The sequence below is a fragment of the Spirosoma oryzae genome (genome assembly GCF_003002825.1).
GTDB lineage: Bacteria > Bacteroidota > Bacteroidia > Cytophagales > Spirosomataceae > Spirosoma > Spirosoma oryzae.
Genome location: NZ_PVTE01000008.1, coordinates 20,535 through 36,510, shown reverse-complemented (window position 1 = coordinate 36,510; position 15,976 = coordinate 20,535). Strand labels below are relative to the sequence as shown.

Below are 15,976 nucleotides of genomic sequence, written 5' to 3'. Positions count from 1 at the left end.
TGTCGATAGAGCTGTCGACAAAAGTACGAAAAGGGTATTGAATAGACAGGATTACAGGATTTTCAGGATTGGTACGACCGTAACCATAAATCCTGAAAATCCGCCCGGCGGCCCGGCTGTAATCCTGTCAAAAACAACTAGGCTGTGCGCAGTTCGAACGTGTAATCTTCCATGATGAGGTTGGCCAGTAATTGACGGCAGGCTGCATCAACGGTATCGCGGGCGCTGCTTTCCGAATCGGCTTCGACTTCGAGTTTCACATGCTTCCCGATCCGTACGTTGTCGATGGTATCCATTTGCAGGTTGTGTAACCCCAGTTTAACGGCCTTACCCTGCGGATCAAGAATTTCAGCGCGGGTCATGATGTCAATTTCAGCGATGTATTTCATAATTTGAATTGTTGACTGATGGAGTGATAGAATGATTGAATAGACTAACACAAAGTATTCAATCATTCTATCACTCCATCAGTCAACTACTTTGAAAAAAGTGAAACGGCGATGTAAAGAACGATGATGAGCGGGATGGCCGCGAACTGCAAAAATAAGAGGAGTAGCGCGGAAGCCAGCAGAAAACTGAATTTCGTGCGATTATCGGCCCAGCGAAACGACTTGAATTTGAGGGCAAGCAGCGGAATCTCTGATACCATGAAAAAAGAGAAAGCTATAAGTGCACCCAGAAATATGTCGTTTTTCCAAAGACTATCAAACTGGGGCTGATATCGCTCCATCAGCGGAAAAGCGGCAATCAAAAGAGTGTTAGCAGGAACCGGGACGCCGATAAACTGATCACTTTGCCGCGTGTCGATGTTGAATCTAGCTAATCGTAGTGCAGCCAAGATCGCAATCAAAAAGGCGCTGTAGGCAATAACACCCAGATTCTGAAACCACATCAGTTGAAACACAATAACTGATGGTAGCACGCCAAACGTGACGACATCGGCCAGCGAATCAAGCTCTTTGCCAAACGGACCGGAAACCTTCACCAGCCGGGCTACAAAGCCGTCGCCGAAATCGAGAACCCCCGCCAGGAGAATAAGCCAGGCGGCCGTGTCGAGATGACCGCGCATGGCCAGTACGATACCCAGGCAACCGCACAGCAGGTTGCCACAGGTCATGGCGTTGGGCAAATGACGAAGCAGCTTCATGGTCGAACAAAAGGGTTAGCCCGTTTTTCCTGCCCGATCGTGGTGGGTTCGCCATGGCCTGCGTATACGGTGTAGTCGTCGGGAAGGGTGTAAAACTCGGTGCGGATACTGTTGACCAGATCGGCGTGGTTGCTATAGGGAAAATCCGTCCGACCGATACTGCGCTGAAACAGTACGTCGCCCCCGACGACGTAGCGTTCGGCGTGGTTGATATAGGCAACGTGACCCGGTGCGTGACCCGGTACGAAGACGACGTCGAGTACGATGCTGCCAAACTTGATCTGATCGCCCTCTTTGATGTGCGCATCGATCTCTGATGGCTCGTAGCCACGTAGCCCGAATACCGCACAACGGGTTGGCACATCGTTGTAAATCACCTGATCCAGTTCGTGTAGGTACGCCTTTACGTTGTACTTGCGCTTGACGTAAGCAACCCCAAACACGTGATCGAGGTGCGCATGTGTCAGCAGCAGGTACCGTACGTTCAACTGGTTGCTGGTAATAAACTGGCTCAACGCTTCCTTCTCAGCCTGCTCGTAACAGCCGGGGTCGATGATAACGGCATCACGCGTCACATCGTCGGCGATGACATAGGTGTTCTCGCTGAACGGCGAAAATTCAAACGCTTGAATCATAGATCGGTATTCAGTTTTTAGTTTACGGTTTTCGGTGAGCAGCGCCGGAGGTAACCTTCGATGTGACGGGGGGATACTAAAAACCGTAAACTAACCTTACAAAAGTAGAAACACGGTCGGTTTTTTGCGCAGATCGGGCACGTTTGCTTTCCACTCGCGAATACTCATCGTGCGGACGAAGGCGTCGGGGGCGGTCAGATTACAGGCAACGCACAGGCGCGTGTTGGGTTGGCAATGCGCCACAATGTCGGTGAAAAGCGCGTCGTTGCGGTAGGGCGTTTCCATGAAAATCTGGGTCTGTAGCCGCTGCTGTGCTTCCTTTTCCAGATGGCGAATCGAGCGCCCCCGGTCCTGCTTGTCGATAGGCAGGTACCCGTGGAAGATGAACGACTGACCACTTAGCCCGGACGCCATCAGTGCCAGCAGAATCGATGAGGGGCCGACCAGCGGCTCGACTTTCCACCCCAGGCTATGCGCAAACCCAACGACAACCGAACCCGGATCGGCCACACCGGGGCAACCCGCTTCCGATAGCACTCCCGCGTTCCGTTTACGCTCCATCAGTTCCTGAATCTGCCGACGCGTGTCGGCCGGAGGGGTGTCTTTGTCAAGCTCGAAAAACGTTGTTTCGTCGATGACCCGGCTGGTTTTCAATCCGCTGATGAACCGGCGGGCTGAGCGAACGTTCTCCACGAAATACGCATCCGTCGATTCGATAATGTCGCGCACAACCGGTGGCAGAACGGTAGTCGCCGTGTCGTCGGCCAGTAGCGTGGGAATCAGATAAAGTGTCGGCATTTTTTAAAAGTTACGAAGTTGAAGAGTCGTAGGGTTGTAAAATTGGCTGGCGCGTCAGTGCATCTGACTATTGGTCGCGCGGTAGCAACTTTACAACAGTCCAACCCTACAACTATTCGTTTATAAATTTCATCAGCGCAGTCACAAATTCATCGGGCTTCTCAGCCTGTACCCAGTGGCCAGCGCCTTCGATAGTCAGGACCGTCGAATGCGGAAACATCAGCTGAATAGCCGGAATGTCGGCGTCGGTGATGTAAGGCGACTCGCTGCCCCGGATAAATAGGGTAGGGGCGGTAACGGTTGTCGTATCGGTCAGGTCACCGCCGATACCGTGCAATTCGCGCTCGATCAGCGGCAGGTTGATACGCCAGGCAAACTGCCCCTGTTCATTGCGGTACAAGTTCTTAAGCAGAAACTGCCGTACCGCCAGCGACGGCTCGTACTGACTCATAATTTTATCAGCCTCGTTACGGCTTTTCAGCGTCGTCAGGTCGATAGCGTTAAAACCACGGATAATATCGGCGTGATGAATTGGGTAAAATTTGGGCGCAATATCAACGACAACGAGTTTGCGAAACGTACCGGGGGAGTTCATCGCATACTGCATCACGGTTTTGCCCCCCATCGAATGGCCGACCAGGATGGCGTCGCTCAGGCTGTGATCGGTCAGGAAGCCACGCAGATCATCGGCCATGCCCACATAGTCGTGTTCAGTCGTGTGGGGCGATTGCCCGTGGTTGCGCTGATCGACCAGAAATACGCGGTAGCCCGGCTCGGCGATTGCTTTGCTGATGGTAAGCCAGTTGTCGGACGAACCAAACAGGCCGTGCAGAATAACGATGGCCGGACCTGTCTCGCCGACCTGGCGATAATATAAGTTCATAGGCAAAAGAAATGCAGGGCAAAGCTAGCCGGAGCGACCGGAAATCGAAAACCGATCTTTGGCGTTCGCTACTGCACGTAAACGACTCGTTCGCGCTGCGGGACCAGTGTGCCGAAGGGGCGAAGTGTAAACCCGTTTCCTTTAGCCATACGCTCGAACACATCGGTGGCCTCGGGCGATACGGCAATCAGCAAGCCCCCTGACGTTTGCGGGTCGGCCAGTACATAGCGTTGTGTTTCCGTCAGGTCCGCAATTTTATGGCCGTAGCTGGCCCAGTTACGACTCGTACCGCCGGGATAACTCTTCTGCGCCAGGTACGCTTCGACAACGGGCAGTTTCGGTACCGCATCATAATCGATCTCCGCGCTCAATCCCGACCCTTCGGCCATCTCGGTCAGATGACCCAGCAAGCCGAAGCCGGTTACGTCGGTCAGGGCTTTCACGTACGGCAGCGTGCCCAGCACCGCACCGAAACTGTTGAGTTGCGCCATTTGGGTGGGGGCCAGATCGGCATGTTCAGGTTTAAGGATACCTTTTTTCTGTGCCGTAGTCAGAATGCCGACACCCAGTGGCTTCGTCAGGTACAGCCGACAGCCAGCCGTAGCGGTGTTGTTTTGTTTGAGGTGATCGATGCGAACGCGGCCGGTAACCGCCAGTCCGAAAATCGGCTCGGGCGAGTCGATGCTGTGCCCGCCCGCCAGTGGGATGCCCGCTTCCCGGCATACGGCCCGCGACCCTTCGATGACCTGTCCAGCCACTTCCGGCGACAACTTATCGACTGGCCAGCCCAGAATCGCAATCGCCATGATGGGTTGACCCCCCATGGCATACACGTCGCTGATGGCGTTGGCCGACGCAATACGACCGAAGTCGAAGGCGTCATCGACGATCGGCATAAAAAAGTCGGTGGTGCTGATAATCGCTTCGCCATTGCCGAGGTCGAGCACGGCTGCGTCGTCGCGCGAATCATTACCGACCAGCAAATCCGGGAACAACGGCTGGTCGCCAGCCTGATGGCGGCCGGTGGTTCGGTTGTGCAGGATAGTGTCCAGAATCTGGGGTGAGATCTTGCAACCACAGCCCGCACCGTGACTGTATTGGGTCAGTTTTATTGAAGAAAAGTCGGCTGTCATGGCGAAAAAAATCAGATGTAACCGTTTGAGGTTCTGAGATATAAATAGGGTTTGTATTGAAGTACACGGTGTTGCGATGAATGGTTCGGTGGTCAGCTACGGGTAATTCTTTACTGGCTGCTTAACAAAAACTTAACATTGAAAATAGAACAGAATGAGCCTGCTATTGGCCTATTCCGGGAAAGTAGTTTGGTATGCACGCATAATAGTACTTTAAGCGGACAAGGGCCTTTGATGCCGCCAAAATTTTGTAACATCTTTGCGGCTTGAAAACAGCGTACTTGACCAGCGGTTTTCTCAACAGTACAAACTAAAATCAATCAACATCTATGTCTAAACAACTACTGCAATTCCGGTTGGCTTTTTTGCTGATTAGCAGTATGCTGTTAACTGTGCTCGGTGGAAGCGCAGTTAGAGCACAGGTAACTACATCGGTTATCGAAGGACAAGTGAACGATGACAAAGGCAGTGCGTTACCAGGCGCCACCGTTGTTGCTATCCACGAGCCTTCGGGAACCCGGTACGGAACCACAACAAACACGTCTGGCCGTTATACGCTGCCGGGTGTTCGGGTTGGCGGTCCGTTCAAAGTAATCGCTTCGTACGTAGGGTTTAAAGACCAGGTTGTGGGTGGCGTATTCACTAACCTGGGTACATCGGCTGATGTTAGCTTCAAGATGCTTGACAACAGTACGTCACTTTCTGAAGTGGTTGTATCCGGTAATCGCAATGATATCATCAGTTCAAACCGGACAGGTGCAGCCGCTTCGTACAGCCGGCAGACGATCAATGCCATTCCAACGCTGGGCCGTACAATCAACGACATTACGAAGTACAATGCCTACGGAAATGGGCAGTCGTTTGGTGGACAGGACCCTCGTTTCAACAACATTACAATCGACGGTGCCGTATTCAATAACGGTTTCGGTCTGGGATCGTCTGCTATCGCTGGTGGACGGACGGGTACAACAGCCGTTTCACTCGACGCTCTGGACGAAATTCAGTTGAACGTAGCGCCTTACGACGTTCGTCAGACGGGTTTCTCAGGAGCTGGTATTAACGCTGTAACGCGCTCCGGAACGAACAATTTTTCAGGGTCGGTGTATTACCTGTTCCGTAACAGTAGCCTGGCAGGTAAAAAAGCGAATGGAATCGATTTGCCCCCCGTCACGATTGATCAAAAGACAAAGGGGTTCCGAATCGGTGGTCCAATCATTCCCAATAAGCTGTTCTTCTTTGCCAACGTAGAGCAGTACAACAGTAGCCAGCCTGCACTAGACTGGGTTGCTCAACGCGATGGTTCAACTGCGGGTAACGTATCACGGGTAACAGCGGCCGATTTGAATGACCTCAGCCAGTTCATGAAGACGAACTTCAACCGGGATCTGGGCGCTATTGACAACTTCAATAACGAGGTGAAAAGCATAAAAGGGCTGCTCCGTCTTGACTGGAACATCAGTGATAACCACAAGCTGGCGGTTCGTTATTCGCACCACAATTCTGAGTCAGATCAGGCGATTAGCAATAGTAGCAGTAGTGGTACCGCCGGATTTGGCAACCGCACTGGCTATTCTACTGGTGCTTACTCCGGTAACCTGGCGCTTTCCCCGCAGAATACAGGCTATAAAATTGCCGATAATACCCGCTCGATTGCTGTAGAATTGAACTCGACTTTCGGCGGCAAATTCGCTAACAAACTGGTTGCTACGTATAACAAGCAAATCGAAGACAGAACGTATCGGACGGATATATTCCCGACGATCGATATTCTGAAAGAAGGAACGACTTATACGTCGATTGGTTTTGACCCGTTCACACCGAACAACAAGCTGAATTATTCGACGCTGAACATCACGGATAACTTTAGCTATTTCGCTGGTAAACACACGCTGACGTTTGGACTGTCTTACGAGAAATACACCTCGAATAACGTGTTCTTCCCGGCATCGAACGGTGTCTATGTGTATAACTCGATTGCTGACTTCAAGACCGCAGCACTGGCCTCGATCGCTAACCCTGCGTCAACAACCTCACCTGTATCGGTACGGCAGTACAACCTGCGTTACTCGCTGGTGAGTGGTGAGCCGCTGCAAACGCTGCACCGGAGTACCTATAGTGCGTACGTACAGGATGAGTTCCAGGTTAATCCAGCGTTTAAAGTAGTAGCTGGTTTACGGGCAGATATTTTCGCCTACGATAACTCAACTGCTGCTGATTTCTACAACCCACGGGTAGCAGAGCAAACGTACAAGGATGAAAACAATCAGCCTTATAAACTGAATACCGGTGCTTTCCCGAAAGCACGCTTGCTGCTCTCCCCCCGCGTCGGTTTCAACTGGGATATCAAAGGCGACAAAACAACGCAGATTCGGGGTGGTAGCGGTATCTTCGTATCGCGTATTCCTGAAGTACTGGTGTCGAACCAGCTCGGTAACAATGGCGTGAACACAGGTGTTTATAACCTGCCGAACGCGAATATTCCGTTTGTTACTGATCCTAGCAAATTGCCTGCTGGTATATTGCCAGCAATGACTACAGACGTTCGTAGCTTGACAGGCTATGCTGTTAACGCAACCGATCCAGAGTTGAAATATCCAACGGTTTGGAAAACAAACCTGGCGATTGACCAACGCCTGCCTTGGGGTCTGATTGGAACGGTTGAAGTAATCTACAATAAGACAATCCAGGCGCTTCGTTACATTGACGCCAACTTAGCTACGCCAACCCGTCAGTTGAGTGGTCCAGATACGCGTAACCTTTTCCCGGCATCGGGTGTGACGGGTACCGCAGCAATCAACACGGCTCGTTACATCAACTATCCGTATAATACGAACGCGTTCGTGTTGAAGAACACAAACGTAGGTAATTCGTACACGTTCACAGCTAAACTGGAAAAACCGGCAGTAAGTGGTCTTGGCGGAATGCTGGCTTATACATACGGCCTTGCGAGAGATCTGCAGTTAGTGGGTAGCACAGTGGTTGGTAACACGCCGACTGTACAGGGCCAGAACTATCTAACCATGTCGTACGGCGATAATGACCTGCGTCATCGGATCATCGGCTATGCAAACTACCGCATAAACTACGGCGGTAAGTTTGGGGGTTCGACAACCTTTACGCTGGGTATGCAATCGACCAGTGGTTATAAAGCGTCTTACGTAGTAGGTGGTGATTTGAACAGCGACGGTCAAACAAGTAACGACCTGATCTACGTACCGAACAGCGCTTCTGAACTGAACTTCTCGGCACTGACCGTAGGATCGGGTTCGTCGGCAGTGGTATATTCTCCTGAACAGCAACAGGCTGCTTTCGACGCGTACATCAACGGCAACGATTACCTGAAAACCCGTCGTGGCCAGTATGCTGAGCGGAATGGTGGTTATGCTCCCTGGTTGACTCGATTCGACTTCACGGCCATTCAGGAATTCTATGTGCGGACCGGTTCTAAAGGAACGCGTCACACGATTCAATTCCGGGCTGATATTTTGAATGTTGGTAACCTGCTGAATAACAAATGGGGTGTAGGTTGGCAGAATACGTCATCGAGCCCGTTGTCGCTGGTCGGTGTTAGTACCGCTGGTGTACCTACCTACCGGATGGGAACGCAGTCGATCGTTGAAAACGGCACAACCAAAACGATCCTGCTGCGTGACTCTTTCGTGAAAAACATTACGATTGACAACGTTTGGCAGGCGCAGCTTGGCGTTCGCTACTCATTCTAATCGGTACCAAAGGTTAATTGATAACGCAAATCCCCCGCACGGCATCGTGACGGGGGATTTGCCTTTATTGTCAAGAACAATGCGTTTTTCGCTAAGCCTATTCCTTATTCTTTACTGTCTGACAACCAGTTTGGCTCAGTCAACTAGTCGTCCAGTCGACGTGGCATTCCGGTACAAGGCTGGTCGCAGTCGTCCGCTTATTCTGGCTCATCGGGGTGGACCCGGACCGACCGATACCGAAAACTCATTAGTGACGTTCAGACAAACGGCTCGCGAAGTGCCAGATGCCATACTTGAGATGGATGTACGCATGACGGTTGATAGCGTCCTTGTCCTGCTTCACGATGATGATATTACCCGGACCACTACAGGGACGGGATTGTTGAAAACAATGATGTGGTCGACTCTGAATCAGGTACGACTGCGGAACCTCAAAGGGGAGCCTACTACCCAGAAAATGGCGTTGTTTTCCGAGGTCCTGCGCTGGGCATCCGACCGGAAGGTGTTGATGGCTATTGATGCTAAGCCCGGTACCGATTTGAATCGGGTAATGCAGGCTATCGAACAGGCAGGAGCACTGGATCAGGTGTTTCTGATCTGTTATTCAGTTGCCGATGCCAAACGAATGCGCACGCTATTCCCCGATCTGTGGGTAGCGCTGGGTTTTGAAACAGTTGAACAGCTGAATACGGTTGGGAAAGAAATTGAACTACGAAACCTGATTGCGTTGGCATCAATTCGTAATCGCGCTTTTTACGATGCTTTCCATCGACAGGGTATCCTTTGCACAGCTAGTACCTACGGCCGTACTGGATTGGATGATCGACCACTCGCTGATGTAGCAGATCAATACAGGCAGCTTGTGAGAGTTGGAGCTGATATAGTGACTACCGATCGGCCGGTTGTGTTATCAACATTATTTCAATCTGAGCGGTAAAAAAATGGTTGTTGGTCGATTACTATTGTTATTGCTCGTAACAATTTCAACAAGATACGTTGCTGCACAACGCGTTGGAGAACCACTGTCTGTTTGGCAAAAGGGACAACTTGATATTCATCACATTAGTACAGGCCAGGGAAATGCGGCATTACTTATTTTGCCCGACGGAACGAGTCTACTTATCGATGCTGGTGCTATTGACCCGGTAGACTGGCGAACTGGTAAACCACGAGATATACCAACCCGTCCTGATACCATGCGTCAGGCAGGGGAGTGGATCGCTCGCTACGCACGTAACGCATTACGATTTAGAGCGGACCCTGCTATTGATTATGTACTGCTGACGCACTTTCACGATGATCATATGGGCACACCCCGTCACGGAATAAAGCGGGCTGCCGGGGGCTACGTGTTGAGTGGAATAACAGAAGTAGCGGAGTATATATCAGTGCACCGTGTTCTGGATCGCGGCTGGCCAGATTACAGCTATCCGCAGTCAATGGAGGCTGATTCTATAGTAGCGAACTATCGCCACTTTTTGAGCTGGCAGCAAAAGCATAACGGACTCACTGTCGAACGTTTTCAGGCAGGACGTACTGATCAAATTGTTTCGAAATATAATTCAACATGCCCAGTCAAGATACGGAATCTGATGGTCAATGGTGAATGCTGGACTGGAAAGGGAACCCAGACTAAGCATTTGTTTCCAGATCTTACGGGTCTGCCGCTACTACAGCGTCCGAATGAAAATATGTGTAGTGCGGTCTTAAGCATTCATTACGGTGACTTCACTTATTTTTCCGGTGGTGACATTCCCGGTGTACTTTCATTTGGGACGCCAGAATGGCACGACATGGAAACGCCATTGGCTGCAATTACCGGCCCAATCGACGTAAAATTGGTTGACCATCACGGTTACCGAGACGCTGAAAACAGCGTGTTACTAACTGCATTGAAGCCGCGGGTGCTCGTTATTCCTGCCTGGTCTACGTCGCATCCAGCCCCTGAAGTGCTGGAAAGGATGCTTTCAACGATGACATACGATGGTAAGCGCGATGTATTTACGACCAATTTGCTACAGGAAGCAAAAACGCTCAATAAACAATGGCTAGCGCAATTGAAAAGTCAGTCCGGGCATGTTGTAATACGTGTAGAGCCAGGTGGTAAACGGTACCGTGTGTTTGTACTGGACGATACGCAGGAAATAGCTCCTATTAAGGCAATTTACGGCTTCTATAAGGCCAAATCGAAACGGTGATACGCTACGGATTTGTCGGCAGGGGCGGATTCTTTTTCAGTGCGTCAACGCCCGCCTGATACCCTTGTACGATCATCTTTCCAATGTCGTCGGAGGTAAACTTCATCAGGTTCAGATAAAGCGGTTCGGTCGGGCGGATGACGGTCAGGTTCAGCGAACGGCCGTGAAAGTGTTCGCGTTCGGCGAACCGTTCGGCCCAGGCAATGTCGTTGTTGACTAATTGATTGACCGTAATATCCTTCACCCGATCCATCAGATTCAGCAGGTTGCGGTAGTTAAATTTCTCGTTGTATACCCGCTTCGCGTGGCAGGCGACGCAGGCAATCTCGGTAGCGCCGTCCTCGATAGCGACGCGCAGCGGGGCTACTTCGCGAAGCCCTCCATCCAGAAAGGCCTGCCGGTGGTCGCCCCCAATTTGAACAGCGGGCATCAGAATCGGTAGGGCGCTGCTGGCAAACACATAATCCAGAAAGTCAGGGTCGGTGGCTTCCGCGTAGCGCATGTCGCCGTCGATGATGTCGACTGCCCCCACTTTTAGGCTGACAGGGCCGGTTTTAAGTGCGTCGATGTCGACATGCTGCCGAATCAGATTCTGAATCGGTGTGTTGTCGAGCAGCCCATCGAAGCGGCTCATCAGCGTGTCGTAGCCCATACGGAAGCGGGACCGCAGTACTGCCACATCGCTGGGTTTGGTGATATTGCGTATCCAGAATTCGATCAGGTATTTCCCCGCCTTCACCCAGTCGACGCTACCCGTTTCCGCCTGTTGCTTGGCGGCTGAATTGGCCAGAAAGGTTGCGTTCAGGCAACCCACGGAAATACCGTATAGCTTGTCGGGCACAAAGCCGCTTTCAAACAGCGCCATAACCGCGCCCACCTGAAAAGCACCTTTCAGGGAGCCGCCCCCCAGGACGAGGGCCTTGACGGGCGGGCGTGATGGCGGGGGGACCTGATCGGGGCGGGGTGACGGCGGGACGGGGTTATCGATCATAACCGGAACGGATGCTAAATGATGTGAGGGTAAGTTGGTCGTTTTCGATGGATAAACAAAAGAAACTTAGCCGTTGGCAAGCCGACCAGCCCTGCCTATTTCCATCGGATCAGAACGGTGTCTGCACTTTCCGTGTTATACTTGCCGTGACTTTCCACGAAGTCGCGGATCGTAAACACGTTTCCAAACCGTCTGTACTGAATTATACCGCTAAAAATGGCTCTTACTGTCGCCGATATTCAGGCTCCGATTGCTGCTGAAATGACCTTGTTCGAGCAGAAATTTCGGAACCAAATGAAAAGCGACGTCCGACTGCTCGACCACATCATGAGTTACATCGTGAAGCGGAAAGGCAAGCAGTTGCGGCCCATGTTTGTGTTTCTGATGGCTGGCGTTTGCGGACCCATCGCCGAAGCCACCTACCGGGGAGCTTCGCTGATCGAACTGCTCCACACGGCAACGCTGGTTCACGACGACGTTGTCGATGACTCGAACTACCGACGCGGCTTCTTCTCCATCAACGCCCTCTGGAAAAACAAAATCGCTGTCCTGGTAGGCGACTACCTACTGTCGCGGGGATTGCTGCTATCGGTCGATAACGGCGACTTCGATTTGCTGCAAATCGTTTCGACGGCTGTTCGCGAGATTAGCGAGGGCGAACTTCTTCAGATTGAAAAAGCCCGTCGGCTCGATATTACGGAGCCGGTATATTACGAAATCATTCGGCAGAAGACGGCCTCATTGATTGCCGCCTGTTGTGCCGTAGGAGCCCGCTCGGTGGGTTCATCACCGGAACAGGTTGCGAAAGCACGGCTGTTCGGAGAGAAAGTAGGCATTGCGTTTCAGATCAAAGACGATCTGTTCGACTACGGCACGGCCGAAGTGGGTAAGCCGCTCGGTATCGACATCAAGGAGAAAAAGATGACGTTGCCGCTGATCTATGCGCTCAACAATGCCAGCTTTTTTGAACGTCGCCGGATCATCAATCTGGTAAAAAACGAGAGTGATAATCCACGCAAGGTCGATGAAGTGATCACGTTTGTGAAGCAGTCCGGCGGGATCGATTACGCGACACAGGCGATGAACCGGTACGTCACCGATGCGCAGCAATTGCTCGACGCTTTCCCGGATTCACGCTATCGACAGTCGCTTCATCAGCTGGTGCAATACACGATCGACCGTAGCAAGTAGTCGGTTTTCGGTTCACAGCTTACGGGTTACGGTAGCGGTGTGTACTGACTACCGAAAATTGTAAACTATATACTGCAAACCGCACCGCCTGTCCTCGTTAACAAATTGCGATTCATCCCGCAGGCTATGTCTGTGTGCGTATCTTTGCCGCCTGTTGCCCAACCTCATTAACCAGCGTGTATGCGTTTACTCACGTCTCTTCTTCTGACGGCAGTACTGGCCGTTCCTTCCCTCGCCCAGACTAAAAAAGCGGCTTCTCAGCGGCAGAACGCTACCTCAGCGGCCGTGCCGGCCCTGAACAAACCCAAACTAGTCGTCGGTATCGTAATCGATCAGATGCGGTACGATTACCTATCGCGGTACTACAATCAGTTTGGCAAAGGCGGTTTTCGCCGGTTGATGGACGAAGGCTTCAATGCCCGTAACAACCATTACCACTATGCCGCAACCTACACCGGACCAGGGCATACGGCAATTTATACCGGCTCAGCACCCGCGTTGAACGGAATTGTCGGCAACGATTTCTACGAGCGCAATGCTGGTCGGCTGATGTACTGCGCGGAAGACACGACCGTTAGCACGGTTGGAAATAACGGGTCAGCCGGTAAGATGTCGCCCCGCAATATGCTTGTAACGACCATCGGCGATCAGTTGAAACTGGCGACCGACGGTCGTGCCAAAGTAGTTGGTGTTGCGCTCAAGGATCGGGGGGCCATTCTACCCGCCGGTCATGCCGCGAATGGCGCGTTCTGGTTCGACTCGAAAGATGGCAACTTCATTTCCAGCACGTTCTACGGACCGCAGCTGCCGCAGTGGGTGCAGGCGTTCAACGACCGGAAACTGGCCGAGCAATACATTCAGAAAAAGTGGGAAATGCTGCTACCGCTGGCGCGCTACACGGAAAGTACCATCGACGACAAGCCTTACGAGAGTCTGATGGCGGGCGAGACAAAGTCGGTGTTTCCGCACGAATTTGTGGTACAGACGGGTAGTCCGAAATATGAAGGCTTGCGGACCAGTCCCTTCGGCGATGAACTGACGAAACAATTTGCGCTTGCTGCGTTGAAAGGCGAGCAGCTCGGGAAGCACGATGTAACGGATATGCTGTGCGTCAGCTTTTCGTCGCCTGACTATATTGGCCACGCCTTTGGTACGCACGCTATCGAGACCGAAGACAACTACATCCGGCTTGACAAGCAGTTGGCCGAGTTGTTCGGCGAACTCGACGCATCGCTTGGAGCGGGTAGCTGGACGGCCTTCTTATCGGCTGACCACGGTGCCGCCGACGTACCGGGCTTCCTGGAAGAATACCGGATTCCAAACGGTGTACGCGGTGGCGGAGAAATCGCGACGACGATCCGCGAAACGCTGGAAAAAGCATACGGACCCGGCAAATGGATGATCACGTATTTGAATCAGCAGGTTTATCTGAATCAGACGTTGCTGGCCGAGAAGAAAATTCCGATGCAGCAGGTGTACGAACTGCTCCAGCCGGCGCTGCTTAAAATCAAAGGCATTGCCAACGTAATCAACCTGCACAACCTGGGTGCGGAAGCTCTGCCGGAGATTCAACTGAACATGTTCCGCAACGTGTATTACCCAAATCGTAGCGGTGATTTTTACGTGTTGCAGCAGCCGGGCTGGATCGAAGGCCGCAACCGGGGAACGACGCACGGCACAACCTACGCGTATGACACGCACGTTCCCTTCCTGATTTACGGTTGGGGTGTCAAACCCGGCCACACCTTCCGTCGGACCCATATTCACGACATCGCCCCAACGGTAACCGCCATCCTGAACGTGCTGGAGCCAAGCGGAAACATAGGCACCCCCCTGGAAGAAGCTATTTTAAAATGATTGACGGGGCCGCCCGTGCGGTGGTTGAATGATTGAGTGAATGAATGATGGAATGATTGAATAAGTTGGCGCAAGCATTTCTATTCAATCATTCCGTCACTCAATCACTCAATCATTCGATTATAAAGCTTACTTCTTTAAACGCGAACACGCGCTGACGGCCGTTCTCAACGATGACCAGTCGGCCGGTTTCATCGACGTCGGTAATGATGCCCCGAAAGCGTCTGCCCTCGGCTTCGTACAGGGCTTCTTCCTGGTAGCGATATAGCAGCTGGAGATAAGCGATCCGTAAGGCTTCGCGCTGACCGGATCGAAGTTGCAGATAGCGGGCTTCTATGCTTTCGCAGAGTTTGCCGAGGAAACCCGGCAGGTCGTAACCGTCGGGGAGGGGGGCCTGCTGTTGCAAAGACGTAGCGGTGGAATAGGTGAACTGCGTCTGATTAATGTTGAGTCCCATCCCGATGATCGAGGTCGCAAGCTGATATCCCTGCAAACTGTTCTCGATCAAGATGCCCCCCATCTTCTGATTCCCCACGTACACATCGTTCGGCCATTTCACCCGAAGCGCTGTTGCCTGATCGCCGAGCAGCGGGTGTAAGGTGTCGTGAATGCCGAGCGAAATGGCCATATTGAGCCAGAACTGTTCGGTTGCTCGCAGAAACGTCGGATACAGAATCAACGAGCAGGTCAGGTTTTGCCCCGACTGTGCTTCCCAATGGTTACCCCGCTGCCCCCGGCCGGCGGTTTGCTGATCGGTTACAACCAGCGTTCCCTCTGCCGGGTCCGACTGGGCAATCAAAGTGGCGGCTTCATCGTTGGTAGACTGACAGCTTGGCAGGTATTGGACTATTTGCCCGACGAAAAAAGTTTTGGGATAGATTTTGTACAAAACTTTGTTTAGATTTAGAAAGGAAGGGCCGAACCATGGTGTGGCAGACTTGTTTTGAGTCTATCGGTACTACACCCGCTGAATGGCCCGATTTGCAATGTTAAACCGAAAGCATGATAAGTACGCCTAAAAGTACATTCACCCCTGAGCAGATGCGCGATTTTGTCGTACGCGGTATGCAGGAAAAGAAAGCGCAGGATATTGTGGTAATGGACCTGCGCAAGGTTAAAAACGCTATCTGTGATTATTTCATACTGTGTTCGGGTGGTTCTGACACACAGATCGACGCTATCTCAACTTCTATCGAAGAAGAGGTGTATAAACTGAGCAAGCAGGACCCCTGGCATAAGGAAGGGAAACTGAACCGCGAGTGGATTTTGCTTGACTATGTAGATGTGGTAGCCCACGTTTTCAAAAAAGACCGACGAGAGTTCTACGACCTCGAACAGCTGTGGGGTGACGCTGAAATTCAGCATATTACCGAAGATACGCCCGTTGCTGCCTGACGGCGAACCAGCGTTGTTTTCAGCCG

14 protein-coding genes are annotated in these 15,976 nt (G+C 52.0%); 6 read left to right on the top strand and 8 right to left on the bottom strand.

What is annotated here, in order from left to right; translation table 11 throughout:
• Window positions 1–137 precede the first annotated feature (137 nt).
• The 6 genes from purS to selD form a co-directional block, all read right to left on the bottom strand.
• Complete coding sequence (gene purS, locus CLV58_RS10845; protein ID WP_106137832.1) at window positions 138–389, bottom strand: phosphoribosylformylglycinamidine synthase subunit PurS; 252 nt, start codon at window positions 387–389, stop codon at window positions 138–140.
• An 86-nt stretch (window positions 390–475) separates the two neighbouring features.
• Complete coding sequence (gene pssA / locus CLV58_RS10840) at window positions 476–1,147, bottom strand: CDP-diacylglycerol--serine O-phosphatidyltransferase (protein WP_106137831.1); 672 nt, start codon at window positions 1,145–1,147, stop codon at window positions 476–478.
• Complete coding sequence (locus tag CLV58_RS10835; RefSeq protein ID WP_106137830.1) at window positions 1,144–1,782, bottom strand: MBL fold metallo-hydrolase; 639 nt, start codon at window positions 1,780–1,782, stop codon at window positions 1,144–1,146. Before CLV58_RS10835 ends, pssA begins: the two co-directional genes overlap by 4 nt.
• 96 nt (window positions 1,783–1,878) lie before the next feature.
• Complete coding sequence (locus CLV58_RS10830) at window positions 1,879–2,580, bottom strand: SAM-dependent methyltransferase (RefSeq protein WP_106137829.1); 702 nt, start codon at window positions 2,578–2,580, stop codon at window positions 1,879–1,881.
• A gap of 112 nt (window positions 2,581–2,692) precedes the next feature.
• Window positions 2,693–3,463: an alpha/beta fold hydrolase gene (locus CLV58_RS10825; RefSeq protein WP_106137828.1), complete on the bottom strand. Its 771-nt coding sequence runs from the start codon at window positions 3,461–3,463 to the stop codon at window positions 2,693–2,695.
• Window positions 3,464–3,531: 68 nt separating this feature from the next.
• Window positions 3,532–4,596, bottom strand: a complete 1,065-nt coding sequence (gene selD / locus CLV58_RS10820) for a selenide, water dikinase SelD (RefSeq protein ID WP_106137827.1) — start codon at window positions 4,594–4,596, stop codon at window positions 3,532–3,534.
• A gap of 329 nt (window positions 4,597–4,925) precedes the next feature.
• Between selD and CLV58_RS10815 the strand changes: the two genes are divergently transcribed.
• From CLV58_RS10815 to CLV58_RS10805, 3 genes are all read left to right on the top strand, one after another.
• Complete coding sequence (locus tag CLV58_RS10815; RefSeq protein WP_106137826.1) at window positions 4,926–8,318, top strand: TonB-dependent receptor; 3,393 nt, start codon at window positions 4,926–4,928, stop codon at window positions 8,316–8,318.
• A gap of 79 nt (window positions 8,319–8,397) precedes the next feature.
• Entirely contained in the window at window positions 8,398–9,255 is an 858-nt protein-coding gene (locus tag CLV58_RS10810) for a glycerophosphodiester phosphodiesterase family protein (protein WP_106137825.1), read from the top strand.
• Window positions 9,221–10,516, top strand: coding sequence for a ComEC/Rec2 family competence protein (locus tag CLV58_RS10805; RefSeq protein ID WP_245882299.1), 1,296 nt, complete (start codon window positions 9,221–9,223; stop codon window positions 10,514–10,516). The genes CLV58_RS10810 and CLV58_RS10805 overlap by 35 nt, the downstream gene beginning before the upstream one ends.
• Before the next feature lie 4 nt (window positions 10,517–10,520).
• Here CLV58_RS10805 and CLV58_RS10800 read toward each other — a convergent pair whose 3' ends face one another.
• A complete protein-coding gene (locus CLV58_RS10800; protein ID WP_106137823.1) occupies window positions 10,521–11,507 on the bottom strand; it encodes a patatin-like phospholipase family protein in 987 nt (328 codons plus the stop codon).
• 216 nt (window positions 11,508–11,723) lie between these two features.
• On the opposite strand from CLV58_RS10800, the gene CLV58_RS10795 reads away from it, so the two are divergent.
• Both CLV58_RS10795 and pafA read left to right on the top strand, forming a co-directional pair.
• Complete coding sequence (locus CLV58_RS10795; RefSeq protein WP_106137822.1) at window positions 11,724–12,698, top strand: polyprenyl synthetase family protein; 975 nt, start codon at window positions 11,724–11,726, stop codon at window positions 12,696–12,698.
• A 180-nt stretch (window positions 12,699–12,878) separates the two neighbouring features.
• On the top strand, window positions 12,879–14,555 hold the full coding sequence (pafA, locus tag CLV58_RS10790) for an alkaline phosphatase PafA (RefSeq protein ID WP_106137821.1): 1,677 nt from the start codon (window positions 12,879–12,881) through the stop codon (window positions 14,553–14,555).
• Window positions 14,556–14,667: 112 nt separating this feature from the next.
• On the opposite strand, the gene CLV58_RS10785 is transcribed toward pafA, so the two are convergent.
• Window positions 14,668–15,444: a biotin--[acetyl-CoA-carboxylase] ligase gene (locus tag CLV58_RS10785; protein ID WP_106137820.1), complete on the bottom strand. Its 777-nt coding sequence runs from the start codon at window positions 15,442–15,444 to the stop codon at window positions 14,668–14,670.
• 113 nt (window positions 15,445–15,557) lie between these two features.
• On the opposite strand from CLV58_RS10785, the gene rsfS reads away from it, so the two are divergent.
• The gene (gene rsfS / locus CLV58_RS10780; RefSeq protein WP_106137819.1) at window positions 15,558–15,950 is read left to right on the top strand and encodes a ribosome silencing factor; all 393 of its coding nucleotides are present in this window, start codon (window positions 15,558–15,560) and stop codon (window positions 15,948–15,950) included.
• Window positions 15,951–15,976 lie beyond the last annotated feature (26 nt).